Genomic DNA, 23,626 nt, shown 5'->3' with positions numbered 1-23,626 from the left:
GTAGTCGGGGAAGACGACCAGCCCGTCACCGGAGTGCAGAACTGCCATGGCTCCGACGTCCCGTGACCGGGACGCCAGCGCCGCCGTCGGCGACCGTCCGCGTGATCGACACCACCTGGCCGGGCAGGAACACCCCGAAGAGTTGAGCGTTCTACTATTTCGTGACGACAGTGACTGACAGCCCCGTGACCCTCCCCGTCCTCGACGACGCGGGCCGCGCAGCGCTCTTCACCGAGGCCCGGACGGCCAACACCTTCTCCCCGGAGCCCGTCTCGGACGAGACCCTCCGCGCCGTCTGGGAGCTCGCGAAGTGGCCCCCGACCGCCGCCAACACCCAGCCCCTGCGCGTGACCTTCGTGCGCAGCGAGGACGGCAAGGACCGGCTCCTCCCGCTGCTCGCCGAGGGCAACCGCGCCAAGTCCGAGAAGGCCCCGGTGGTGGCGATCCTGGCCGCGGACCTGGACTTCCACGAGTTCGTGCCGCAGACCTTCCCCGCCCGCGCCGAGATGAAGGACACCTTCGAGGCGTCCGGCCGCGAGGGCCGCGAGGACATGGCGCGCTTCAACTCGACGCTTCAGATCGGCTACTTCCTGCTCGCCGCCCGCGCGCACGGCCTGGCCGCCGGCCCGATGGCGGGCTTCGACCACGACGCCGTGACCGAGGAGTTCTACCCCGGGGGCCGCGAGAAGGTCCTCCTGGTCGTGAACCTCGGCCACCCGGGTCCCGACGCCTGGTTCCCGCGCCTGCCGCGCCTCGAGCACGCCGACGTCGTCCGCTGGGTCTGACAACCCGCCGCTCCCCCGGCCCCGACGCCCGGTCCGACCGCGCGGACCGGGCGTCGTGCGTCCGCACGCCCTCGGCGCGCGAGCGGGAACCCGTCGCTGCCCCGTCGGCGCGCCACCGCGCAGGTCACCGCTCGGGCGGCGGCGCGGGTCACGGGCTGAGCGGGCCCGTCCGGGCCTCCTCCGGCTCCGCGCCGCGACGGAACACCCGCGCCGACCCGTGCAGCGTCACCGCCTCGTCGGACACCCGCAGCCAGCCGCCCTCCCGGAGCCCCACGACGGGGGCGGCGTTCTGCTCGTCCGTCTCCTCGAGGAACTCCCGGATCCGCTCCTCCCGGGTCTCACCCATGTGCACCGACCCGGCGACCGGGTCGAGGTAGTGCGGGTTGACCTGGAAACCGACGAGCCCGAGCGCCGCGAACCCGGCCGGCTCGACGATCGGCATGTCGTTGGTGGTGCGGATCGTCGGGCAGGCCAGGTTCGTGCCCGCGCTCGCGCCGCCGTACCGGGCGCCCTCGACGACCGCCTCGCGGATCGCGGTGAGGCCGTCGAGCCGCTGCAGGGCCCGCAGCAGCCGGAACGTGTTGCCGCCACCCACCCACACCGCCTCGGCGGTCCGCAGGGCCGCGGCCGGGTCCTCCTCGGTGTGCACGCTGCGCAGCCGCAGCCCCGCGCGCGCGAAGGCGGCACCGATCGCCTCGGCGTACCCGGCGTGGTCGGCGAGGGCGTACGGCACGAACCGGACCTCGCGGTCCCCGTAGAACTCCGCGAGCGGAGCGTGCGCGAGCGTCGGGGCGCCGTGGTTCGTGGAGTTCGACAGCAGCAGGAGTTCGCTCACGCGATCATCCCAGCACGGCCGCCGACCGTCCTCCTGCGCCGTCCTGCTGTGCCCTCTGCCGCGCCGGCCTACTGCGCCGTCATCGTCTGCACGCTCAGCTGGTTGCCCGGCAGCTGCCCGGCCGCACAACCGGTCGTCTCCAACGGTATGAAGGCGGACTGTGTCTCGCCCGGCGGGTACACACGCAGGCCCCGCACGGCCGTCGGCATGCAGGCGGCGGGGTCGAAGTTCTGGACGTTGACGAGCTGCAGCTGTGCCGCCGCGGAGCCCTCGGGCCCGAGGCGCACCTCCCCGCCCCGCTCGCCGGACATCGTGGCGGCGGGCCCGACCTGGTGGCCGTCGTCGCCGGTCACGTACGAGACGCCCGGGAAGCCGCGCAGCTGACACGTCGTGCCGCCGGTGTTGGTGAACACCAGCGGGCGGTAGACGGAACCCGCTCCGGGGTCGCCCCCGCCGAGCGTGATCCGCAGGGCGGCGGTGGCGCAGTTGGGCGGGCTGAGCGGATCTCCGCCTGCCGGGCTCGTGACGGCCGCGGCGGTGGTGCTCGCCGGCGCGGCGACGGCCTCCGACGGTGGTGTCGCCGGTGGGGCCGCCGTGCCGCTCGCGGCCGGTGTGCCGCCGTTGACCTCGTCCGTCCCGCCGGAACAGCCGGCGAGCAGCAGCGCGGCGGCGGCGATCCCGGCCGCGGCGATCCGACGCGCGATGGGTGTGATCGACATGTGCTCCCCTCCCCGACACCGGACCCCCCGTCCGGTGGGAGCCGACCGGGAGGGGCGGCTCCTGTTCGGGAGACGCCCGACGCGGCGCCCGGGTTGCGTCCGGAAACGATCTTTCCCCGCCGAACGGTCCTCTCGGGTGCGTCCGATCGACGGATCAGCCGGCGGACCGGAGCACGGCACGGCGGGCGGCACGCGAGGCTGCCGACACCACCGCCTCGGCCGAGCCCCGGCGACCCGGTCCCGGACCGGCCGGGTGGGCGGGGCGGCCGTCACGGCCCGGCGGTACCCGCCCCCACCGGACCACCGACCGGAACGCCCGCCCGGCGCAGCCACTCGTCGAGCGACCGCTGGGTGGTGGCCAGGTCCGGCCTGCGGTCCGGATCCGTGCGCAGGGCCTGCTTGAGCAGGGAGAGGTGTGCGGTGCGCCGGGGCAGGTGCGTGAGCTTCGCCCCGACGGCCGCGGCCCGCAGCCCGGAGATCGCGTCGGCGTGCCCGCCCCGCGGCGGGTAGCCGGTGAGCGCGAACGAGACCGTGGCAGCCAGCTGCCAGATGTCCGAGCGTGTGGTGGCCTTCTGCCCGGCCGCGACCTCGGGGGCGAGGTAGTCCGGGGTGCCCAGCACGAAGCCGGTCATGGTCAGCGTGGAGTCCCCGGTCCGGCGGGCGATGCCGAAGTCGATGAGGTGCGGGTGCCCGGCCGCGTCGACGATGACGTTGCCCGGCTTGAGGTCGCGATGCAGCACCCCGCGCCGGTGGGCGGCGTCGAGCGCGCCGGCGACGCCCGTCCAGATCCGGGCGGCGGACACGTCGTCGACCGGGCCGCGCTCCTGCACCAGCCGCGAGAGCGGCACGCCCTCGACGTACTCCATCACGATGACCAGGCCCTCGAGCTGGGAGAGTCCCGGATCGGACTGGGCGTGCACCAGGTCGTGGATGTGGACGCACAGCGGGTGCCGGACGGCGGCCAGCGCGGCGGCCTCGCGGCGGATCCGCTCCTCGGTCTCGCCGTCGGGAGCGTGGGCCGACTTGAGCGCGACGGTGCGGCCGAGCTTGGCGTCGTGCGCCAGCCAGACCCGGCCGAAGCCGCCCGCGCCGATGCGCTGCAGCACCCGGAAGCGGGGCGCCCTGCCGTTCAGCGGGGCTCCGCCCATCGGAGCGGCGCCCATCGGAGCGGCCCCCATCGGGGTGGTCGGGCCGGGGAACGGCCCGGGGGCCGCGAGCGTGCCGCCCGGTCCGGTCGGACGCCCGGCGGGCGGGCCGAACCCGTTCGGCCCGCGACCGGGGACGGGTGGCAACGCCCCCGGCGCGGCCGCGAGCGGCGCGGGGCCGCCGGCGCGCGGCTGAGGGACGCCACCCGGCGACCCGGGCCGAGAGGGCGCGACCGGCATCCGGCTGCTGTCGAAGTCGGCGTACTGCGGCCGCGGCTGCTGCTGCCCCGAGCGGTCCGCCCCGCGCTCCTCCGGGGAGGGGAGCTGGACGATCGGCTGCATCCGCTCCTTCAGCCGGGCGAGCCGCTGTTCCCCGGTCTCGGTGGGTCGTTTCTCGCGCACCGGCCCCGCGGGCTGCAGCGACCGGCGGACGGTCTCCCGCGAGGGCGGTGGCACGGCACTGATCAGCAGCATGCCCGCGAAGGCGCCCAGGCAGGCCCCGACCCAGAGGTGTTCGGCCGCGCCCGCGGGCACCCCCGCGGTGAGCACGGCCAGTGCCACGGTGGGCCCCCAGAAGAACCGGGCGGGCCAGGCGGGCCCGCGGCGCAGCGCCAGCCGGGCCTGGATCCCGACGAACACCGCGGTGACCAGCGGCACGATGCCCAGGAGCAGCACGGCGACGCCGAGCCGGACGGGGTCGGACGGGGTGAACGCGTCGCCGACCGTGCCGGAGCCGAGGTAGGTGCTCTGCGCGCCGACGAAGCACTCGGTGGAGCGCAGCGAGCGCGCCGCGGCCGCGGTCAGGCCGGGAACGGCGCCGCGACCGGCCGAGGCGGCGAAAACCCGCCCCGCGGCCACGAAGACGAGCAGTGGGAGCACTCCGGCGGTGAGCAGGCCGATGCCGGCGAGGAGCACCCCGCGCCCGCCGCCGTACGCGGCGCCGAAGCGCCGCCGCAGCAGGGCCACGACCAGCGCGCCCGCGGCCGGCAGGAGCCCGACGCCGAGGCCGAGCGCCGACGTCGCCCAGGCCCAGACCCCCGGACAGGCCTGCGGGGCCACGGTCTCGCGCAGCACGGACACCAGCTGCCCGACCAGCGCGACGAGCGTGTCCACCGGCTCCCCCTCCCCCTGTCGGAGCGCCCGGACGCCGGGCGCGATACGTGACGCGACCGGGACGTGGCCGGCACCCCCACTATGGCATCACCCGGGTCCCCCGCGTCGGGCCGTGCCGAGCACAGCGTGTCGCCCGTTCGCCGCTGCGCGCCGCCGCCGTCCGGGGGTACCGCCCGGGCCGCCGGGCGTGCCGCCCCGTGCCGCCCCGTGCCGCCCCGTGCCGCCCCGTGCCGCCCCGTGCCGCTTAGCGTCCGCCCTGCTCCCGGTACGTGTCGAGGTCCTCGTTGAACCGTTCGAGCAGCATGCCGAGCGACTCCCGGTCCTCCTGCGGCCACGCCTCGAGCACGGCCTGCAGCGGGCGCAGCCGGGCCGCGCGCACGAGCTCGCGCTGGGCCAGGCCCTCGGCGGTGAGCGACACGACGACGGAGCGGGAGTCGCGCTCGTCCGGCCGGACCTCGACGAGCCCCGCACGGGAGAGCCGGGAGACCTGCCGGCTCGCCGTCGGCTTGCTCACGCCGAGCCCCGCGGTGAGGACGGTGAGCGACTGCGCCCCGTTCTCGTCGAGCGCGGCGAGCACCGGATAGGTGTAGCGGTCCACGGCGTCGTGGGTGCCGTAGCCGCCGGACCAGACGGGTTCCATGGTTCGGCGGATCAGCACGGTGATCTCGTGTTCGAGGCGGTGCAGCGAGTCCTGTCCCGGTACCTCGGGCGCGACCGCACCAGTGGTCGACGTCACGGGATCACTCCTCCGCTGAAATCGGTCGTTCGGGCATGAATCGATCGTACCCGCATTGCGCCCTGCAATGTTTCGCCGTGCAATCCGATCACGGCTACGTTACGAAGGCGTTACACGACGTGACGAGGAGGGGCGCGCGAAATGTGTGGTATCTGCGGTGGTGTGGACTTCCGGCAGGACCGGCGCGAGGACGAGCGGCGGGAGGTCCTCGCCGCGATGACGGCGACCATGGCCTGCCGGGGGCCGGACGACGAGGGCCTCCACCTCGACGCCCACGCGGCGCTCGGGCACCGCAGGCTGGCGGTGATCGACGTCCCGGGCGGGCGGCAGCCGATGGCCCTGCCGCCCCGGCCGGGGACGGACGTGCCGGAGGCCGTGCTCGTGTACAGCGGCGAGACCTACAACTTCCGTGAGCTCCGTGCGGAGCTCACCGCGGCCGGGCACACGTTCCGCACGGACAGCGACACCGAGGTCGTGCTGCACGCCCACCGTGAGTGGGGCCGGCGCGACCCGCGCGAGGCCGTCCGGCGGATGAACGGCATGTTCGCCTACGCGCTGTGGGACCCGGCGGCGCAGGAGCTCGTGCTGGTCCGGGACCGGCTCGGGATCAAGCCGCTCTACTACCTGCCCACCGCCGACGGCGTGCTGTTCGCCTCCGAGCCCAAGGCGATCCTCGCCGACCCGCGGGTGGAGCGGCGGGTCACGCTCGACGGGCTGCGCCGGCTGCTGGCGTGGGTGCACGACCCGTCGAACGCGGTGTTCGCCGGGATGTGCGAGGTGCCGCCGGGCGCGGTCGTGCGCGTCACCCGCGAGGGCGTGCGCGAGGAGCGGTACTGGCAGCTCGCGGACACCGGGCACACCGACGACGTCCCGACCACCGTCCGCCGGGTCGCCGAGCTGCTCGAGGACACCGCCCGCCGCCAGCTCGTCGCCGACGTCCCGCTGTGCACCCTGCTGTCCGGCGGACTCGACTCCAGCGCGCTGACCGCGCTCGCCGCGCAGTACACCGACGGCCGGATCCGGTCCTTCGCGGTGGACTTCACCGGCTACGAGGACAACTTCCGCGCCGACGACGTCCGCGGCACGCCCGACGCCCCCTACGTCCGGGAGGTCGCCGCGCACGTCGGCACGGACCACACCGACATCCGGCTGTCGACCGAGCAGCTCATGGACCCCGACGTCCGGCGCGCCGCGCTGCACGCCCGGGACCTGCCGATGGGCCTCGGCGACATGGACACCTCGCTGTACCTGCTGTTCAGGGCGGTCCGGGAGCGGTCGACGGTGGCGCTCTCGGGCGAGTCCGCGGACGAGGTGTTCGGCGGGTACCGGGACTTCCACGACGCGGACACGGTCGCGGCCGACACCTTCCCGTGGCTCGCCGGCCGGATGATGAGGGCCGACCCGGGCGACCCCGGCCTGCTCGACCCCGGGCTGAGCGGGCGGCTCGACCTGCCCGGCCACCTGGACGCGCAGTACCGGGCCGCGCTCGCGGAGGTCCCGGAGCTGACCGGCCCGGCTGCCGACGACCCGCACGAGCGGCGGATGCGGGAGATCTGCTTCCTCTACCTCACGCGGTTCCTGCCCAACCTGCTCGACCGCAAGGACCGGATGAGCATGGCCGTGGGCCTGGAGGTGCGCGTGCCGTTCTGCGACCACCGCCTCGTCGAGTACGTCTTCGGGGCACCCTGGGCGCACAAGACCTTCGACGGCCGCGAGAAGAGCCTGCTGCGGCACGCCACCGCGCACCTGCTGCCCGAGTCGGTGGTGCAGCGGGTGAAGAGCCCCTACCCGTCGACGCAGGACGACGCCTACGAGAAGGAGCTGCGGGAGCGCGCCGCGGCACTGCTGCGCCGCGACGACTCCCCTGCCGCCCCGCTGATCGACCGCAAGGCCGTCGCCGCGCGGATCGACGCCCCGCTGGACGGCGGCTCCGGGATGCACGCCCGGTTCCAGCTCGAGCGGGTCCTCGACGTCGACGCCTGGCTGCGGGACTACGACGTGGAGCTCGACCTGCGCTGACACGCCGTGCGCGGTGAGTGGGGCTCCGGCACCACTCACCGCGCCCGGCGGGATTTCGACCGGGCGGAACGCAGCAGAGCGGAATGCCGCGCCGGGGAGCCGGGTTGGCCGTGACATGGGACTCACCCGACGCGAGGGACCCCTGGCCCCCGATGCGCCCACCACCGTCAACTACGCGATCGACGGCCCGGCCCACAAGCTGTTCGCCCAGCCCTTCCCGCGCCGCATCCGCGCCGAGTTCGCCGGCCGCACGGTCGTCGACACCACCCGCGGGATGCTGGTCCACGAGACCGCGCTGCTCCCGGTGCTCTACGTGCCGTTCGAGGACGTCGACCCCGACGTCCTCGTGCCCACGGAGCACTCGACCCACTGCCCGTTCAAGGGCGACGCGAGCTACCACTCGCTGGTCGTGGGCGACCGGACCGCGGAGAACGCCGTCTGGTCCTACCCCGAACCGAAGCCCGAGGCCCCGTGGCTGAAGGGCCACGCCGCCTTCTACTGGGACGCCCTCGACGCCTGGTACGACGAGGAGGAGCAGGTCTTCGCCCACCTCACCGACCCGTACACCCGCGTCGACGTCCGGCCGACCCGCCGCCACGTGCAGGTCCGGCACGGCGACACGGTGCTCGCGGAGTCCGACGCGCCGGCGGTGCTGTCCGAGACGGGCCTGCCCAACCGCTGGTATCTGCCGAAGGACGCGGCGAAGGTCGAGCTGCGCCCGTCGGACACCCGGAGCCGGTGCCCCTACAAGGGCGAGGCCCGCTACTGGACCGCCGTGCTGCCCGACGGCACCGAGATCGCCGACGCGGCCTGGGAGTACGAGACGCCGCTGCCGGAGTCGGCCCGGGTCGCCGGGCTGCTCAGCTTCTGGGGCGACGGCGTCGAGGTCCTGGTGGACGGCGAGCGGGCCTGACCCTGCCCGCTTCTCGGGTCTTACTCGTCCTCGAGCAGGGCCTCGATGGCGGGCAGCGCCGCCCGGATCACGGCGCGCTGCTCGGCGTCGAGGCGCTGCAGCCGGCGAGCGACGAGTGCGGTGCGGTGGGTGCGGATCTCGTCCAGCCGGACCCGGCCGCTGTCGGACAGCGTGATCAGCACCCCGCGGGCGTCCTGCGGGTCCGGGGCGCGGACGACGAGGCCCTGGTCGTCGAGCGCCCCGAGGACACGGGACATGGTCGGGGCCGTGACGGCCTCGCGTCTGGCCAGCTCGGAGAGCCGCAGCGGGCCGTGCATCGCGATCGTCACCAGCGCGGAGAGCTGCAGCGGGGGCAGTGAGTCCCCGCCGTCGATCCGGATCCGCCGGTGCAGCCGGCCGACGGCCAGCCGCAGCCGGGTGGCCTCCTCGGTGAGCCCCGGATCCTCGGGGCCGTGCTCGGCGGTCTCGACCGGGTGATCGGGCGGCGGGACGTGCTCCGCGGTCATCCGCCCATCCTGCCAGCCGGACAGATCGGACAGTCGCCGGTCCCCCTGGCCTGCGCCGTCACACCTTCCGCAGCCGGATCCGCGTGACGTCGTGGCGGGGGCCCTTGGTGAGGACGAGGCTGGCCCGCCCGCGGGTCGGGAGGATGTTCTCCTCCAGGTTCGGCCCGTTGATCGTCGCCCAGATGTTCTCGGCGTGCGCGATGGCCGCGTCGTGGTCCAGCTCGGCGTAGCGGCGGAAGTACGAGGCCGGGTCGCGGAACGCCGTCTCGCGCAGCTTGAGGAAGCGGTCGACGTACCACCGGCGCAGGTCCGGGGTCGCGGCGTCGACGTACACCGAGAAGTCGATGAAGTCACTGACGGTCAGGGCCGTGTTGCCCGACGCCGGCTGCAGGACGTTGAGCCCCTCGATCAGCAGGATGTCCGGGCGCCGGACCACCAGCCGCTCGTCGGGGACGATGTCGTAGACCAGGTGCGAGTAGACCGGCGCGGTCACCTCGGCCCGGCCCGCCTTGACCTCGGTGACGAAGCGCAGCAGGGCCCTGCGGTCGTACGACTCCGGGAAGCCCTTGCGCTGCATGAGCCCGCGCCGCTCCAGCTCGGCGTTCGGGTAGAGGAACCCGTCCGTGGTCACCAGCTCCACCCGCGGGTGCTGGGGCCAGCGGGCGAGCAGCAATCGCAGCAGGCGCGCGGTCGTGGACTTGCCCGCCGAGACCGAACCCGCGATCCCGATCACGAACGGCGTGCGCGCGGCCGTGCCGCCCAGGAAGGTCCGGTAGGCGCGGTAGAGCCGCCCGCCCTCCTGCACGTGCAGGTTCAGCAGCCGGGACAGCGGCAGGTAGACCTCGCGGACCTCGTCGAGGTCGACCGCGTCGCCCAGGGAGCGCACCCGCTCCAGCTCCGCCGCGGTGAGCGGCAGCGGGCTCGTCTCCCCCAGCCGCGCCCACGAGGCGCGGTCGAAGTCGACGAACGGCGAGGAGCCCCCGTCGCGATGGACGAGGGAGGTGCCCGGGACGCCGGGCGGGAGCACGTGCCGTGGGGCACGGCGGTCGGTCTGCTCTGTGGCCTGCACCGTCGCGGGCATCGGGACCTCGGTCCTGTCGGGTTCTTCGGGTGCGATGGAGGTCCAACCTAGACGTCGTGCGGCTGATCGACCCGGCGACGTGGGGCGAACCACTCCGCCGCGGAGGGGTGATCGATCGAACGCTCCGGCAGGATGCGCGGTATGTCCGGGACGACCCCCGCGCTCGACCGCCCCGACGCTTCGGCAGGTCCGCGGCGCGGGCGAGGTCGTCGTCCGGACGGGATGAGGACCCCCTCCCGCGTCCGTCCGGCGGAACCCGTCGCGGGTGCCGCCGCCATCGGGCGCGCGACGGCGCCGCGCGCCCTAGACTCGCCCGAGCGCCGCCGGTACCGCTGTCCGGGGCGCCTGCACCCGAGTCCGACAGGAGTCCCGTTGCCGTCCGCGTCCACAGGACCGTCAGGCAGTAGCGCGCCGGGCCCGGCCCGGCTGCATCGACCCTCCCCGCCCCGGCGGTCCGAGTGACCGTCCTCCTCTCCCTCCTCGGCCTGCTCGCCGTCGTCGCCCTGACCCTGGGCACCGCGGTCTCGGTGGCCTCGGAGTTCTCGCTGACCGCCTTGGAACGCAGCCAGGTCGACTCGCACGTCGCCACCGTCGGCGACCGGCGCGCCCGGGCCGTGCAGCGGGCGCACCGCGCGCTGTCGTTCCAGCTCTCGGGCAGCCAGCTCGGCATCACGGTGACCACCCTGGCCACCGGCTACATCGCCGAGCCCGCGATCGCCGAGCTCATCCGGCCGGGTCTCGAGGCCGTCGGCCTGTCCCAGGCGGTGTCGGCCGGCGCGGCCACGATCGCCTCGCTGGTCATCGCGACGACGCTGTCGATGGTGTTCGGCGAGCTGGTGCCCAAGAACATCGCGATCGCGAAGCCGCTCGAGACCGCACGCGCCGTCGTCTGGCTGCAGAGCGGGTTCGCCCACGCCTTCCGCTGGCTGATCGACCTGCTCAACCGCTCGGCCAACGCGATCGTCCGCCGGCTGGGCGTCGAGCCCGCCGAGGAGCTGCGGTCGGCGCGGTCGCCGCACGAGCTCAGCTCGCTGGTCCGCTCCAGCGCCGAGCACGGCACGATCGACGAGGGCACCGCGGCGCTGCTCGATCGCTCGCTGCGGTTCACCGACCGGGTCGCCGAGGACCTGATGACGCCGCGGGTGCGCGTCGAGACGCTCGACGCCGCGGACTCGGTCGCCGACCTCGTCGTCCTCGCGCGCCGGAGTGGCCACTCCCGCTTCCCGGTGCACGACGGCGATCCCGACGCCGTCCTCGGGCTGGTGCACGTCAAGCAGGCCTTCGGCGTCGAGCCGAGCGCCCGGGAGAGCACGCCGGTACGTGACCTCGTGCAGCCCGCGGAGATCGTGCCCGCCTCCCTCGACGGCGACGAGCTGCTCTCCCGGCTGCGCGAGTCCGGGCTGCAGACCGCGGTCGTCGTCGACGAGTACGGCGGCACGGCCGGACTGGTGACCCTCGAGGACCTGATCGAGGAGATCGTCGGCGACGTCCGGGACGAGCACGACCGCGCCGAGCAGGCCCGGGTGCGCCCCCTCGGCCGGGACAGCTGGCTGGTCTCCGGGCTGATGCGCGCCGACGAGGTCGACGAGGCCACCGGCTTCCGGATGCCGGAGGGCGACTACGAGACCCTGGCGGGGCTGGTGCTGGAGAAGCTGGGCCGCATCCCGGACGTCGGTGACGACGTGACCGTCGAGGGCTGGCGGATCACCGTGATGCGCCGCGACCGCAACCGCGTCGCCGAGCTGCGGCTCGCGCGGCTGGCCCCGGAGGCGATCGGCCATGGGTAGCGACGTCCTCGCCGTCCTCGCGGCGATCCTGCTCCTCGGGGCCAACGCGTTCTTCGTGATGGCCGAGTTCGCCCTGATCAGCGCGCGCAAGGACCGGTTGGAGGCGATGGCCGACAGCGGCGTCGCCGGCGCGCGGACCGTGCTGCGCGCCAGCTCCGACCTCGCCCGCATGCTCGCCGCCTCGCAGCTGGGCATCACGATCGCGTCCCTGCTGCTCGGCCGCCTGGGCGAGCCCGCGGTGGCGCACTTCATCGAGGCACCGCTGGAGTGGGCGGGCCTGCCCGCGGCCGCGGTGCACCCCATCGCGTTCGCGCTCTCGCTCGCGCTGGTGTCGGTGGCGCACATCCTGCTCGGCGAGATGGTGCCGAAGAACATCTCGATCGCGGGCCCGGAGCGCGCGGCGATCCTGCTCGTGCCGCCGTTCCTGGTGTTCACGACCGTGATGCGGCCCTTCATCGACCTGTTCAACCACCTGGCGAACCTGAGCCTGCGGCTGCTGCGGATCGAGCCCAAGGACGAGCTGGAGACGGCGTTCACCTCGGGCGAGCTGTCGGCGATGATCGCGGACTCGCGCCGCGAGGGCCTGCTCGACGACGAGGAGTCCACCCGGATCTCCCGCACCCTGCGGTCCGCCGAGACCACCGTCGGCGACGTGCTGGTGCCCGCCGAGGAGCTGGTCTCCCTGCCCGTCCGGCCGCGGGTCGGCGACGTCCAGCGCGCCGTGGAGCAGACCGGGTTCTCCCGGTTCCCGCTGCGCGCCCCGGACGGCCGTTTCACCGGGTACCTGCACGTCAAGGACGTGCTCGACGTGATCGACGATCCCGACGCCGTCATCCCGCCCACCCGGGTCCGTGGCCTGCCCGAGGTGCCGGCCGACGCCCGGCTCGACGAGGCCGTCGCCGCCCTGCGCACCACCCGCGCACACCTCGCCCGCGCCGTCGACCGGCTCGGGGCCACGGTCGGGATGGTGGCGATGGAGGACCTGATCGAGCACTACGTCGGCACGGTCCGGGACGCCACGCACACCAGCGGGGCTTGACCTCGACCCGGCTTCAGGGCGCAGCCTCGCCGCATGAGCATCTTCACCGACGCCGAGCTCGAGTTCCTCACCGGCACCCGGACCGCCCGTCTCGCGACGCTGTCGAGGTTGGGGGCGCCACAGGTGAAGGCCGTGGGCTTCCTTGTCGACGCCGAGGCCGGCACCGTCGACGTGCCGGGCCTCGACAACCCGTCCACGCAGAAGTGGCGCAACGTGCAGCGGGACGGCCGGGTCGCCCTGCTGGTCGACGACGGGGGCAGGCCGGGCAGCCGCTGGCCGCGGTCGCTGGAGATCCGGGGCCGCGCCGAGGCCCTTCCGGACGTCCACCCGGCCACGGCCTTCCCGGGCGTCAGACCCGGCGTGATCCGCATCCACCCGCGGCGCATCATCGTGTTCGGGGTGGAGGACGACGGTCCGGGGACGCGCGACGTCGGCTGAGGAGTCCGGCCGATCGCCGCGTACGGTGGCCGGCGTGGTGACCGAGGAGCTGGACGAGCCCGCGTGGCGGGCCCGGGCGGCCGCCCACCGCACCCGGATGGAGCGCTGGACGCTCCCGCACCGCGAGCGCCGGCGCCGCCGGGAGCCGCATCCGGTGCAGGACTTCCTGTTCACCTACTACTCGCTGCGGCCCGCGCAGCTCGAGCAGTGGCAGCCCGGCCCCGGGGTGCGGCTGCTGGGCGACATCGGCGAGTTCGCCGAGCGGCCGGGCTACCGGACCGACGGCGCGGGCGTCGTGCTCGATCCGGCACGCCTGCCGGAGCGCCTGCGCCGCGCCGCCGGGTTCGTCCACGGGCTGGTCTCGGCCACGGCCGCGCGGCCGGCCCGCTACGGCTGCTTCGGGCTGCACGAGTGGGCGATGGTCTACCGCACGGACCGGCCGCGGCACGGTGGCGTGCCGCTGCGGCTCGGCCCGGCCGGCACCGACGCCGTCGTCGAGTCGCTGCCGGTGACCTGCACCCACCACGACGCGTTCCGCTTCTTCACCGCGGCGGCGCGCCCGCTCAACCGGTTGCAGCCGCGGCGCGAGGACCAGGTCGCGCTGGAGCAGCCGGGGTGCCTGCACGCGACCATGGACCTCTACAAGTGGGCGTACAAGCTGCTCCCGGCCACGCCGGCGGAGCTGCTGGGCGACTGTTTCGCGCTGGCCGCCGAGGTCCGCGAGCTCGACATGCGGGCCAGCCCCTACGACCTCGCCGACCGCGGCTATGCGCCGGTCCCGATCGAGACGCCCGGAGGCCGCGCCGAGTACGCGCGGGCGCAGCAGGGGTTCGCGGAGCGGGCCGCCCCGCTCCGCGACCGCCTGCTCGCCCTCTGCGCCGCCCTCACCGAACCCGCGGTCCAGCCCGCCTGAGTGCCGATCGGCCGGCCCGGAGGGAGCCGGCGCAGAAGCAGACTCAGGAGGAGTAGGCCTCGATCGGCGGGCAGGAGCAGACCAGGTTGCGGTCCCCGTGCGCCTGGTCGATGCGCCGGACCGGCGGCCAGACCTTGCGGTCGTGCACCCCCGGCGTCGCGCCCGTCGGGTAGGCGGCGAGGTCGCGCGGGTACGGGTGGTCCCACTTGTCCACCAGGCAGGCCGCGGTGTGCGGCGCCCCGCGCAGCGGGTTGTCGTCGACGGGCCACTCCCCCGCCTGCACGCGCCGGATCTCGTCCCGGATCCCGATCATGGCGTCGACGAACCGGTCGATCTCGGCGAGGTCCTCGCTCTCGGTCGGCTCGACCATCAGCGTGCCGGCGACCGGGAACGACATGGTCGGGGCGTGCAGGCCGTAGTCGGCCAGCCGCTTCGCGACGTCGTCGACCGTCACGCCGGACTCCTTGGTGATCCCGCGCAGGTCGAGGATGCACTCGTGCGCGACCTCGCCGTCGCGACCCGCGTAGAGCACCGGGTAGTGCTCGCCGAGCCGGGCGGCCACGTAGCTCGCCGCCGCGACCGCGGTCAGCGTGGCCCGCCGCAGGCCCTCGACGCCCATCATCCGGATGTACGCCCAGGAGATCGGCAGCACGCCGGGGCTGCCGTACGGCGCCCCCGACACCGGGCCGACGGCGTGCTCCCCGGAGCCGCGCCCGGGCAGGAACGGCACGAGGTGCTCGGCCACGGCCACCGGCCCGACGCCCGGACCGCCGCCGCCGTGCGGGATGCAGAAGGTCTTGTGCAGGTTGAGGTGGCTGACGTCGCCGCCGAACGCGCCCGGCCTGGCCAGCCCGAGCAGCGCGTTCAGGTTGGCCCCGTCGACGTAGACCTGGCCGCCCGCCTCGTGCACCGCGGCGCAGACGTCGCGGATCTCGGCCTCGTACACCCCGTGGGTCGACGGGTAGGTGATCATCAGCGCGGCGAGCGCGGATCCGTGCTCCGCGATCCTGGCACGCAGGTCGGCGAGATCGACATTGCCCGCCGCGTCGGTGGCCACCACGACCACCCGCATCCCGGCCATGACGGCCGACGCCGCGTTGGTGCCGTGCGCGCTCGACGGGATCAGGCAGACGTTCCGCTCGGCCTCGCCGCGGGACCGGTGGTAGGCGGCGATGGCCAGCAGCCCGGCGAGCTCGCCCTGGCTCCCCGCGTTGGGCTGCACCGACACCGCGGCGTACCCGGTCAGCTCGGCGAGCCAGCGCTCGAGCTGCGCGATCATCTCCCGGGTCCCCGCGGAGTCCGGCGCGGGGGCGAAGGGGTGCAGCTCCGCGAACTCCGGCCAGGTGATCGGCTCCATCTCCGCGGTCGCGTTGAGCTTCATCGTGCAGGAGCCCAGCGGGATCATCGTGCGGTCGAGGGCGAGGTCGGCGTCGGCCAGGCGGCGGAGCCAACGCATGAGCGCGGTCTCCGAGCGGTGCGCGTGGAAGGTCGGGTGGGTGAGGAACTCCGACTCCCGCCGCAGGTCCGCGGGCAGGGCGTCGGGGGTCGCGGCGTCGAGCCCGGTGACGTCGGCCTGCACGCCGAAGGCCTCCCACAGCGTCCTCAGGTGCGCGGTCGTGGTCAGCTCCGAGCAGGCCAGGCCCAGCTCGTCGGCGGAGATCCGGCGCACCGAGACCCCGGCCGCGTGCAGGGCGTCGGCGATCTCCGCGGCCCGCCCCGGCACCCGCGCCACCACGGTGTCGAAGAACGTGTCGTGCGGGACCTCGACCCCGCCCGCCCGCAGCCCGGCCGCGAGGACCGCGGCCATCCGGTGCGTGCGCCGGGCGATCCGGGTCAGCCCGTCGGGGCCGTGGTAGATCGCGTAGCAGGCGGCGACGACGGCGAGCAGCACCTGCGCCGTGCAGATGTTCGACGTGGCCTTCTCCCGCCGGATGTGCTGCTCACGGGTCTGCAGCGCCAGCCGCAGGGCGGGGTTGCCGTCGACGTCCCGGGACACCCCGACCAGCCGGCCCGGCAGCTGGCGGGCGAACTGCTGACGCACCGACAGGTAGCCGGCGTGCGGGCCGCCGAACCCGAGCGGCACGCCGAAGCGCTGAGTGGTGCCCACCGCGGCGTCGGCCCCGAGCTCACCGGGCGCGGTGAGCAGGGTGAGCCCGAGCAGGTCCGCGGCCACGGCGACCAGGCCGCCACGCGCGTGCACCTCGTCGATCAGCGCCCGGGGGTCGGCGACGCGTCCGGAGGCGCCCGGGTAGGAGAGCAGGACACCGAACAGCTCGCCCTCGGGAAGGCCCGCGGACAGGTCGGCGACCACGAGCTCGATGCCGAGCGGCTCGGCACGGGTCCGCAGCACGTCGATCGTCTGCGGCAGGGTGTCGGCGTCGACCACGAAGCGGGGGCTCTTCGCCTTGCCGGCACGCCGCAGCAGCGTCATCGCCTCGGCGGCCGCGGTGGCCTCGTCGAGCAGTGACGCCCCGGCCACGGGCAGCCCGGTGAGGTCGGCGACCATGGTCTGGAAGGCCAGCAGCGCCTCCAGCCGGCCCTGGCTGATCTCCGGCTGGTAGGGCGTGTAGGCCGTGTACCAGGCCGGGTTCTCCAGCACGTGCCGGCGGATCACCGGCGGGGTGACCGTGCCCGCGTAGCCCAGCCCGATCATCGGCACGGTCACGGTGTTGCGGTCGGCCAGCCCGTGCAGCTCGGCCAGCATCGCGGTCTCGGACGCGGGCGCCGGGATGCTCGTCGGCACCGCGCCGGTGTCCCGGATGCTCGGCGGGAGCGCCCGGTCGGCCAGCTCCTCCAGTGAGCCGACGCCGATCGCGGCGAGCATGCGGTCGAGCTCGGCCGGCCGGGGCCCGACGTGCCGGTCGGCGAAGGGCACCCCCGCCTCGAGCTCGGCCAGCGAGGGACCCCGCTGCGGCGGGACGGCGGAGCCGGTGGTGGTGCTCGACGGTGCGGGCGGCGCGTCGGTCACGAGGACGACCTTTCGGGCGGTGGGCAGGACGGCATGCCGGTCGTGCTGCCCTCCCCCTCTGTCCCCACCCGGGTACCCGGGTGCCTGAGAGATTCACCCGGGCGAAGCCGGGCTTTCCCCGTCGGCGGACGCCGGCCCGGTGGTCGCCGCGCCGGCGTCGCTTTCCAGAGGCGTCTCGCCCGCGCGGTCTCGGGTGCCTGAGAGGTTCCGGGGAGGAGTTGCTCCTTCGGCGCCCGGTCCACGTGCGACCGGGTCTCTCCCGCGCGGGTTCGGCGACTACCCGCCCAGCCTAGCCCCGGATCCCGTGGTTCCACCGAGGAACCACGCCGAGATCGCCGCCAGACTCGCCGCATGAGCAGCCAGGACCGCAGTCCCGCCCCCGTCCCGCCGACCACCGCGGCCTTCCACCTCCAGGCGGTGGCGTCATTCGTCGTCTCGCTCGCCGCCGTGACGGTCGGCGTCCTCTACCTGCCCGCCGACCCCTGGGTGCGGGCGTTCCTCGCCGTCGCGGTCCTCTACGTGACGACCTCGGCCTTCACCCTCGCCAAGACGGTCCGCGACAAGCAGGAGCGCCTCACCGTCGTCAACCGGGTGGACCAGGCGAGGCTGGAGAAGCTCCTCGCCGACCACGACCCCTTCCGCCCCGCCGCCTGAGCAGCCCGCTTCGCGCTGCGTAGTTGTACGTACTCGGCCCGTCGGCAGGACCTCGGCGTGCTCTCCTGGTCGGAGACCTGAACCAGGAGGCGTGCAGCATGAGCGAGAACCCCGACGGCGGCGCGAGCGCCGCGGACCCACTGGCCACCGACCCACGGGCCGGCCGCGGCAGGAACGTGCTGCTCGGCCGACCGGTCATCGGTGCGGTGCTCGCCGTGGCGGCGTTCGCCGCGCTCGTCCTGATCGGCACCCGGCGTCGTCGTTCGGCGGGCCTGCCCGGTGCGCAGGAACCCCGGTCGGCCACTCCGCTGAGGTTACGGGTCTTCGCCACCCGCGAGGGCCTCGTCGGCGGGCAGACCGCCAACGGGCACATCATCACGGCGCACGACCACTTCGTGGCGCTGCCGTCCCGTCGAGGCCTCTCCCCCAAGGGCGGCACCACGAAGAGTGTCAAGATCGACGCGGACAACGGCCGCTCGGTCATCGCTCCGGTCTGGGACGTCGGTCCGTGGAACACCACGGACGACTACTGGAACCCGCCTTCCGTGCGGCAGAGCTGGACGAACCTCCCGCAGGGCACCCCGGAGGCACAGGCCGCGTTCCAGAACGGCTACAACGGGGGCAAGAACGAGAAGGGCCACCCGGTCACCAATCCGGCCGGCATCGACCTGGCCGACGGCACGTTCTGGGACGACCTCGAGCTCACCGGCAACGCCTGGGTGTGGGTCACGTTCCTCTGGACCTGACGCGCCGACCTGCTCAGTGAGCCGCGCCCGGGGCCTCAGCTGATGGCGCGACGGGCGCGGCGGCGGGAGAGCTCGTCCTCCGGGGCCTCGTCGACCGAACCGCCGTCCGCGCGCTCGACCGGGAAGTCCTTGATCGAACCGCTGATCTCGCGCATCGCGCCGGAGACGGCGATCCCGAACACGCCCTGGCCGCCCTGCAGCAGGTCGACGACCTCCTCGGGCGAGGTGCACTCGTAGACCGTGGTGCCGTCGGAGAAGAGGGTGATCTGGGCCAGATCTCTTATCCCGCGCCGGCGCAGGTGCTCGACCGCGACCCGGATGTTCTGCAGGGACACCCCGGCGTCGAGCAGGCGCTTGACGACCTTGAGGACCAGGACGTCCTTGAACGAGTACAGCCGCTGCGACCCGGAGCCCGCGGCCCCGCGGATCGACGGGACGACGAGCCCGGTGCGGGCCCAGTAGTCCAGCTGCCGGTACGTGATCCCGACGACCTGGCAGGCGGTGGGGCCACGGAACCCGACGAGCTGGTCCGGCAGGCCGTCGAGGCCTTCCCCGACCAGCGGGTCCGGGAAGAGCTCACCCTGCTCGGGCCCGTCGGACGACGACCCGTCCACGGCACTCCCTCCGCCGGCCGGGACCTCCTGTCCCGGCGACCCACTCACCTGTTGACCAAGCCGACGGTAAGCGCGCGGGCGCCGACGGTCAACGCGCCACGCCGCCGTCCGACCTGCTCACCCGGGCGTGTCGGCGATCAACCCGCGCCCGGCCGGATCCTCAGCCCGGCTGGGCGCCCCGGAAGTCCTCCGGGGAGACGGAGTCGAGGAACTCGCGGAACTTCTCGACCTCGTCCTCCTGCTCGTCCGGGATGACCAGCCCGGCCTCGGAGAGCACGCTCTCGTCGGCGTGGATCGGCACCCCGATGCGGAGCGCGAGCGCCACCGAGTCGCTCGGCCGCGCGGACACGGTGATCCCGCCGTCGAAGATCAGCTCGGCGTAGAACGTGCCCTCCTGAAGATCGGTGATCCGCACCTGCTCCAGCCGCCGCCCGAGCGCGCCGATCACGTCCTTCAAGAGGTCGTGGGTCAGCGGCCGGGCGGGCTTGACCCCCTGCTGCTCCAGCGCGATCGCGGTGGCTTCCACCGAGCCGATCCAGATCGGCAGGTAGCGGTCGCCCTGCGTCTCCCGCAACAGGAGGATGGGCTGGTTGGCGGGCAGTTCGACCCTGACTCCCACGACGCGCATCTCGCTCATGCGCCCGCCTCCTCACCCTGGGGTCCGACATGCTCGACGCTACACGCGCGACCCGTGCTTCGCGCGCCTCCGGACGGGCGTCGGCGGTGACTTTTCCGCCCCGCAACGCCTCCGCGGCCGGTCAGCCCTCCGCCCCGGGCTCGGGCCCGGTGAGGAAGACGAGCCGGAACTTGCCGATCTGGACCTCGTCGCCGTTGGCCAGGACCGCCGTGTCGACGGGCTCCCGGTTGACGTAGGTCCCGTTGAGGCTGCCGACGTCGACGACGACGAACTCGCCCGAGTCGCGGCGGAACTCCGCGTGCCGACGGGAGACCGTGACGTCGTCGAGGAAGATGTCGCTGTCCGGGTGCCGGCCCGCGCTCGTGGTCGGCCGGTCCAGCAGGAAGCGCGACCCGGCGTTCGGCCCGCGGCGCACGACCAGCAGGGCCGAGCCGGGAGGCAGGGCGTCGACACCCGAGACCGGCTGCTCCTTGGCGGGCGGCTCGACGTCGGCCAGGAAGTCCGCCCGGAAGACCGACGTGGTCTCCGGGGAACGCTCCGGCGGAACGCCGGGCCCGTCGTTCGTGGTCACCTCGGGGTCTCCTCCTGCGTGGTGCGGTCCCGGCGGCGCCGCTGGGGCGCCGCAGGGGCTTGCTGTCGTGCGGGCCGCCGCGGCACGACCTGCCGAACCTATCGTGCCGGGGCCGTGCGCGGGGCCGGGGGACGACGCTAGGCGCCGTCGACGAGCTGCCGGTAGGCGGCGGCGTCGAGCAGTCCCGCGACGGCGCCCGCGGCGTCCTCGCCGAGCTCCAGCTCGACGATCCAGCCCTCGTCGTAGGCCGACGAGTTGATCAGTTCGGGGCTGTCCTCCAGCGCCTGGTTGACGGCCGTGACCTCGCCCGCGAGCGGGGCGAAGATGTCCGAGACGGACTTGGTCGACTCGACCTCGCCGAGCGCGTCGCCCTGGGCGAAGCGGTCCCCCACCGCCGGGAGCTGCACGAACACGACGTCGCCGAGCTGCTCCTGCGCGTGGTCGGTGACGCCGACGCGGACCCGGTTCCCGTCGAGGACCCGGACCCACTCGTGGGCCTCCGTGTACCGCAGGTCGTCCGGCGTGGCGGTCTGCTCGGCAGTCACGCAGCGCAGCCTAGCCCTCGGGTCGTGATCCCTCGGAGCGGACCGGCCCCGCGCGCATCGCTAGGACGAACTGCGCGAAGTACAGCAGGCCCGACCACAGGTAGACGGCCACGCCCCAGGCCGCGAAGGCGTACCCGAACGGCCGGGCGAGCTCGCCCCAGAACCCCGTCCGGGTGCCCAGCAGCAGGATCGGGAAGGCGTAGAGCAGCAGGAACGTGGCGGCCTTGCCGATGTAGACGACCGGGAACGGCCCGTAGCCGTTGCGGCGCAGCACCGACACGCACAGCCCGAGCACGAGGTCGCGGGCCACGAGCACGATCACGACCCACCACGGCACGATCTGCCGTACACCCAGAGCGACCAGCGCCGAGAGGATGTACAGCCGGTCGACGGCGGGGTCGAGGAGCTCGCCGAGGCGCGAGTACTGGTCCAGCAGCCGGGCGAGCTTCCCGTCGGCCCAGTCCGTGATGCCGCCGACGGCGAGCACGAGAATGGCCCACCCGTCCGCCCGCGGGCCGAGCAGCAGCCACAGGAACAGCGGGACCCCGGCGAGACGCAGCACGCTGAGCAGGTTGGGGACGGTGAGCACCCGCTCCTGCCGGATCACCCCTGTCACGACGGGGAGGGTACCGGTGGAGATCGGCGCTCCCGCGGGCGACGATGGCCCCATGGACGCCACCCGGCTGCGAGACGTGCAGGCCCCGCTGAAGAAGCAGTACAAGGAGGACCCGGAGTCCGCCGTGGTCACCCTCCACGCCGACGGCGAGCTCGACGGCACCGGCGTCGCCTGCCGGGTACGGACCGCGACCGCCCTGGCCGAGGCCGGTCTGCACCCCGCCACCGGCGGCGACGGCACCCAGCTCTGCTCCGGCGACATGCTCCTCGAGGCGCTGGTCGCCTGCGCCGGGGTCACCCTGCGGGCGGTGGCGACGTCGATGGGCCTGGAGGTCTCCGGCACCGTGCGCGCCGAGGGCGACCTGGACTTCCGCGGCACGCTCGGCGTCGACAAGGAGGCCCCGGTCGGGTTCCGCGACGTCCGGCTGTCCTTCGCCCTCGACACGACCGCCGACGAGGACCAGGTCGCGAGCCTCGTCAAGCTCACCGAGCGCTACTGCGTGGTGCTGCAGACGATCAAGGGCAACCCGCACACCGAGGTCGCCGTCACCACGGCCTGATCGCGGGGCCGGGTAGCGTCGCGGCATGGCAGGACCCGAGACAGGACCCGAGCAGGCCGGGCGGAGCACCGGCGCGCAGGTGCTGCTGCGCACCCTCGTCGACGCCGGCGTCGACGTCTGCTTCGCCAACCCCGGCACGTCCGAGATGCACCTGGTCGCGGCGCTCGACGCCGAGCCGCGGATGCGAGCGGTGCTGACGCTGTTCGAGGGCGTCGCCACCGGGGCCGCCGACGGGTACGCCCGGATGGCGGACAAGCCGGCGGCCACGCTGCTGCACCTCGGGCCGGGCCTCGCCAACGGCACCGCGAACCTGCACAACGCGCGGCGGGCCGGCACGCCGGTGGTCAACGTCGTCGGCGACCACGCGCTGGACCACAAGCCGCTCGACGCCCCGCTGGAGTCGGACGTCGACGCGCTGGCCGGCACGGTCTCGGCGCGGGTGCACCGCAGCCTGTCGACCGCGGACCTGGGCCGGGACACCGCCGACGCCGTCGCCGCGGCCTGCGGTCCGCCGCCCGCCGTGTCGACCCTGCTCGTGCCCGCCGACGCCGCCTGGACCTCGGCCGAGGGGCTCGAGCCGGGCACCGTCGCGCCACCGGCCGCCGCCGGCCGCGGCGCCCTCGACGCCGACGGCCTGGAGTCCGCGGCCAAGGCGCTCTGGTCCGGCGAGCCCTGCACCCTGCTGGTCGGCGGCACCGGTCTGCGGGAACGCGGGCTGGTCGCGGCGCACCGGATCGCGGTCGCCACCGGGGCCCGGGTGCTCGCCGAGTGCTTCCCCACCCGCATGGAGCGCGGCGCGGGCGTACCGTCGATCTCCCGGCTCGCCTACCCCGGCGACGTCGCACGGAAGCAGCTCGAGGGCACCGCGCACCTCGTGCTCGTCGGCGCCCGCTCCCCCGTCACCTTCTTCGGCTACCCGGGCAAGCTGGGCGATCTGGTGCCGCAGGGCGCCACCGTCCACCGCGTCACCGAGGTCGGGGCGGCCGGGACCGTCGCGCTGGAGGCACTGGCGGACCTGGTCGCCGGCGACGTCACCGAGGTGCCCCGCGCCGACGCGGCCCCGCCCGCGCTCCCGACCGGCCCCCTGACGGTGCAGTCCGCGGCCCAGGTCGTGGGGGCGCTGCTGCCCGAGGGCGCGATCGTGGTCGACGAGTCGGTCACCTCCGGGGCGAGCCTGCCGCAGGCCACGGCCGGGTCGGCACGGCACGACTGGCTCACCCTGACCGGCGGGGCCATCGGGTTCGGCCTGCCGGCGGCGACGGGCGCGGCGGTCGCGTGCCCCGACCGGCCCGTCTGGTGCCTGCAGGCCGACGGCAGTGCCATGTACACGATCTCCGCGCTCTGGACCCACGCGCGGGAGAACCTGGACATCACCACGATCGTCTACGACAACGGTGCCTACGCGATCCTGCGCGGCGAGCTCCTCGGCGTCGGCGCGTCGCTGCCCGCGGACTCGCCTGCCCGGTCGCTGCTCGACCTCGGCTCGCCGCGGCTGGACTTCGTCGCCCTCGCCACCGGGATGGGGGTGCCCGCGGTGCGGGCCTCGACGGCCGAGGAGCTGGCCGACGCGCTGCGCCGGGCCGCCGCCGAGCCCGGTCCGCACCTGGTCGCCGCCCAGGTCCCGCCGCTCGTCCCCTGATCTTGACCACCGGACCCGCCGTTCGTCGCGGTGTCGTGTCGGTTCGGC

General features: G+C 74.5%; 23 protein-coding genes and 1 riboswitch. Of the genes, 11 read left to right on the top strand and 12 right to left on the bottom strand.

Going from position 1 to position 23,626, the window contains the following annotated elements:
* The first annotated feature begins 185 nt into the window (after positions 1-185).
* The gene (locus tag LWC33_RS11000) at positions 186-785 is read left to right on the top strand and encodes a malonic semialdehyde reductase (protein WP_233304189.1); all 600 of its coding nucleotides are present in this window, start codon (positions 186-188) and stop codon (positions 783-785) included.
* A 148-nt stretch (positions 786-933) separates the two neighbouring features.
* Here LWC33_RS11000 and pepE read toward each other — a convergent pair whose 3' ends face one another.
* The 4 genes from pepE to LWC33_RS10980 all read right to left on the bottom strand — a co-directional run bounded on the left by pepE (position 934) and on the right by LWC33_RS10980 (position 5,333).
* Positions 934-1,620, bottom strand: coding sequence for a dipeptidase PepE (gene pepE, locus LWC33_RS10995; RefSeq protein WP_233304188.1), 687 nt, complete (start codon positions 1,618-1,620; stop codon positions 934-936).
* A 68-nt stretch (positions 1,621-1,688) separates the two neighbouring features.
* Positions 1,689-2,339 carry a DUF4232 domain-containing protein gene (locus LWC33_RS10990; protein WP_233304187.1) on the bottom strand — a complete coding sequence of 217 codons (651 nt, stop codon included), beginning with the start codon at positions 2,337-2,339 and terminating at the stop codon, positions 1,689-1,691.
* 269 nt (positions 2,340-2,608) lie between these two features.
* Positions 2,609-4,597 (bottom strand): serine/threonine-protein kinase, encoded by a 1,989-nt coding sequence (locus tag LWC33_RS10985; RefSeq protein ID WP_233304186.1) that lies wholly within the window; start codon positions 4,595-4,597, stop codon positions 2,609-2,611.
* Positions 4,598-4,841: 244 nt separating this feature from the next.
* Entirely contained in the window at positions 4,842-5,333 is a 492-nt protein-coding gene (locus LWC33_RS10980; RefSeq protein WP_233304185.1) for a MarR family winged helix-turn-helix transcriptional regulator, read from the bottom strand.
* A gap of 141 nt (positions 5,334-5,474) precedes the next feature.
* On the opposite strand from LWC33_RS10980, the gene asnB reads away from it, so the two are divergent.
* Together asnB and LWC33_RS10970 are read left to right on the top strand one after the other, a co-directional pair.
* Positions 5,475-7,352: an asparagine synthase (glutamine-hydrolyzing) gene (asnB, locus tag LWC33_RS10975; protein WP_233304184.1), complete on the top strand. Its 1,878-nt coding sequence runs from the start codon at positions 5,475-5,477 to the stop codon at positions 7,350-7,352.
* A gap of 115 nt (positions 7,353-7,467) precedes the next feature.
* Positions 7,468-8,265 (top strand): DUF427 domain-containing protein, encoded by a 798-nt coding sequence (locus LWC33_RS10970; protein WP_233304183.1) that lies wholly within the window; start codon positions 7,468-7,470, stop codon positions 8,263-8,265.
* A 20-nt stretch (positions 8,266-8,285) separates the two neighbouring features.
* Here the strand turns inward: LWC33_RS10970 and LWC33_RS10965 are convergent, their stop codons facing one another.
* Positions 8,286-8,771 carry a MarR family winged helix-turn-helix transcriptional regulator gene (locus tag LWC33_RS10965; RefSeq protein WP_233304182.1) on the bottom strand — a complete coding sequence of 162 codons (486 nt, stop codon included), beginning with the start codon at positions 8,769-8,771 and terminating at the stop codon, positions 8,286-8,288.
* Positions 8,772-8,829: 58 nt separating this feature from the next.
* Positions 8,830-9,852 carry a type I pantothenate kinase gene (coaA, locus tag LWC33_RS10960; protein ID WP_233304181.1) on the bottom strand — a complete coding sequence of 341 codons (1,023 nt, stop codon included), beginning with the start codon at positions 9,850-9,852 and terminating at the stop codon, positions 8,830-8,832.
* A 458-nt stretch (positions 9,853-10,310) separates the two neighbouring features.
* On the opposite strand from coaA, the gene LWC33_RS10955 reads away from it, so the two are divergent.
* Genes LWC33_RS10955 through LWC33_RS10940 form a run of 4 tightly spaced genes read left to right on the top strand, consistent with a single transcriptional unit; the run spans position 10,311 to position 14,029 of the window.
* Positions 10,311-11,639, top strand: coding sequence for a hemolysin family protein (locus LWC33_RS10955; RefSeq protein WP_233304180.1), 1,329 nt, complete (start codon positions 10,311-10,313; stop codon positions 11,637-11,639).
* Entirely contained in the window at positions 11,632-12,678 is a 1,047-nt protein-coding gene (locus LWC33_RS10950) for a hemolysin family protein (protein WP_233304179.1), read from the top strand. The genes LWC33_RS10955 and LWC33_RS10950 overlap by 8 nt, the downstream gene beginning before the upstream one ends.
* A gap of 33 nt (positions 12,679-12,711) precedes the next feature.
* On the top strand, positions 12,712-13,116 hold the full coding sequence (locus LWC33_RS10945) for a PPOX class F420-dependent oxidoreductase (protein WP_233304178.1): 405 nt from the start codon (positions 12,712-12,714) through the stop codon (positions 13,114-13,116).
* Positions 13,117-13,141: 25 nt separating this feature from the next.
* Positions 13,142-14,029, top strand: coding sequence for a 3-methyladenine DNA glycosylase (locus LWC33_RS10940; RefSeq protein WP_233304177.1), 888 nt, complete (start codon positions 13,142-13,144; stop codon positions 14,027-14,029).
* A gap of 43 nt (positions 14,030-14,072) precedes the next feature.
* Here LWC33_RS10940 and gcvP read toward each other — a convergent pair whose 3' ends face one another.
* Positions 14,073-16,925, bottom strand: coding sequence for an aminomethyl-transferring glycine dehydrogenase (gene gcvP, locus LWC33_RS10935; RefSeq protein WP_233304271.1), 2,853 nt, complete (start codon positions 16,923-16,925; stop codon positions 14,073-14,075).
* Between the two features lie 246 nt (positions 16,926-17,171).
* Positions 17,172-17,269: riboswitch (glycine riboswitch) on the bottom strand.
* Between the two features lie 79 nt (positions 17,270-17,348).
* Here gcvP and LWC33_RS10930 point away from each other — a divergent pair.
* Positions 17,349-17,651, top strand: a complete 303-nt coding sequence (locus tag LWC33_RS10930; protein ID WP_233304176.1) for a YiaA/YiaB family inner membrane protein — start codon at positions 17,349-17,351, stop codon at positions 17,649-17,651.
* Positions 17,652-17,749: 98 nt separating this feature from the next.
* On the top strand, positions 17,750-18,397 hold the full coding sequence (locus tag LWC33_RS10925; RefSeq protein ID WP_372476590.1) for a DUF8814 domain-containing protein: 648 nt from the start codon (positions 17,750-17,752) through the stop codon (positions 18,395-18,397).
* Between the two features lie 35 nt (positions 18,398-18,432).
* Here LWC33_RS10925 and LWC33_RS10920 read toward each other — a convergent pair whose 3' ends face one another.
* The 5 genes from LWC33_RS10920 to clsA all read right to left on the bottom strand — a co-directional run bounded on the left by LWC33_RS10920 (position 18,433) and on the right by clsA (position 21,380).
* Positions 18,433-19,011 carry a MerR family transcriptional regulator gene (locus LWC33_RS10920; RefSeq protein ID WP_372462991.1) on the bottom strand — a complete coding sequence of 193 codons (579 nt, stop codon included), beginning with the start codon at positions 19,009-19,011 and terminating at the stop codon, positions 18,433-18,435.
* A 160-nt stretch (positions 19,012-19,171) separates the two neighbouring features.
* Positions 19,172-19,648, bottom strand: coding sequence for a bifunctional nuclease family protein (locus tag LWC33_RS10915; protein ID WP_037038968.1), 477 nt, complete (start codon positions 19,646-19,648; stop codon positions 19,172-19,174).
* Between the two features lie 121 nt (positions 19,649-19,769).
* On the bottom strand, positions 19,770-20,219 hold the full coding sequence (gene garA / locus LWC33_RS10910) for a glycogen accumulation regulator GarA (RefSeq protein ID WP_233304175.1): 450 nt from the start codon (positions 20,217-20,219) through the stop codon (positions 19,770-19,772).
* Between the two features lie 137 nt (positions 20,220-20,356).
* Positions 20,357-20,764 (bottom strand): glycine cleavage system protein GcvH, encoded by a 408-nt coding sequence (gene gcvH, locus LWC33_RS10905; protein ID WP_233304174.1) that lies wholly within the window; start codon positions 20,762-20,764, stop codon positions 20,357-20,359.
* A gap of 10 nt (positions 20,765-20,774) precedes the next feature.
* Positions 20,775-21,380 carry a cardiolipin synthase ClsA gene (gene clsA / locus LWC33_RS10900; RefSeq protein WP_233304173.1) on the bottom strand — a complete coding sequence of 202 codons (606 nt, stop codon included), beginning with the start codon at positions 21,378-21,380 and terminating at the stop codon, positions 20,775-20,777.
* Positions 21,381-21,432: 52 nt separating this feature from the next.
* Between clsA and LWC33_RS10895 the strand changes: the two genes are divergently transcribed.
* Together LWC33_RS10895 and LWC33_RS10890 are read left to right on the top strand one after the other, a co-directional pair.
* Complete coding sequence (locus tag LWC33_RS10895; RefSeq protein WP_233304172.1) at positions 21,433-21,939, top strand: OsmC family protein; 507 nt, start codon at positions 21,433-21,435, stop codon at positions 21,937-21,939.
* A gap of 25 nt (positions 21,940-21,964) precedes the next feature.
* Positions 21,965-23,578 carry an acetolactate synthase large subunit gene (locus LWC33_RS10890; protein ID WP_233304171.1) on the top strand — a complete coding sequence of 538 codons (1,614 nt, stop codon included), beginning with the start codon at positions 21,965-21,967 and terminating at the stop codon, positions 23,576-23,578.
* The last annotated feature ends 48 nt before the right edge of the window (positions 23,579-23,626 follow it).

This window comes from Pseudonocardia terrae, from assembly GCF_021343995.1.
In the GTDB taxonomy this organism is placed as follows: domain Bacteria; phylum Actinomycetota; class Actinomycetes; order Mycobacteriales; family Pseudonocardiaceae; genus Pseudonocardia; species Pseudonocardia terrae.
This window is presented reverse-complemented; position numbering and strand designations above follow the sequence as displayed.

Coding starts and splice junctions, on each gene's coding strand:
- LWC33_RS10970 (WP_233304183.1), top strand. CDS start 7,468: ATGGGACTCACCCGACGCGAGGGACCCCTGGCCCCCGATGCGCCCACC.
- LWC33_RS10915 (WP_037038968.1), bottom strand. CDS start 19,648: ATGAGCGAGATGCGCGTCGTGGGAGTCAGGGTCGAACTGCCCGCCAAC.
- LWC33_RS10925 (WP_372476590.1), top strand. CDS start 17,750: ATGAGCGAGAACCCCGACGGCGGCGCGAGCGCCGCGGACCCACTGGCC.
- LWC33_RS10930 (WP_233304176.1), top strand. CDS start 17,349: ATGAGCAGCCAGGACCGCAGTCCCGCCCCCGTCCCGCCGACCACCGCG.
- LWC33_RS10965 (WP_233304182.1), bottom strand. CDS start 8,771: ATGACCGCGGAGCACGTCCCGCCGCCCGATCACCCGGTCGAGACCGCC.
- LWC33_RS10895 (WP_233304172.1), top strand. CDS start 21,433: ATGGACGCCACCCGGCTGCGAGACGTGCAGGCCCCGCTGAAGAAGCAG.
- LWC33_RS10950 (WP_233304179.1), top strand. CDS start 11,632: ATGGGTAGCGACGTCCTCGCCGTCCTCGCGGCGATCCTGCTCCTCGGG.
- LWC33_RS10890 (WP_233304171.1), top strand. CDS start 21,965: ATGGCAGGACCCGAGACAGGACCCGAGCAGGCCGGGCGGAGCACCGGC.
- asnB (WP_233304184.1), top strand. CDS start 5,475: ATGTGTGGTATCTGCGGTGGTGTGGACTTCCGGCAGGACCGGCGCGAG.
- LWC33_RS10945 (WP_233304178.1), top strand. CDS start 12,712: ATGAGCATCTTCACCGACGCCGAGCTCGAGTTCCTCACCGGCACCCGG.
- coaA (WP_233304181.1), bottom strand. CDS start 9,852: ATGCCCGCGACGGTGCAGGCCACAGAGCAGACCGACCGCCGTGCCCCA.
- LWC33_RS10990 (WP_233304187.1), bottom strand. CDS start 2,339: ATGTCGATCACACCCATCGCGCGTCGGATCGCCGCGGCCGGGATCGCC.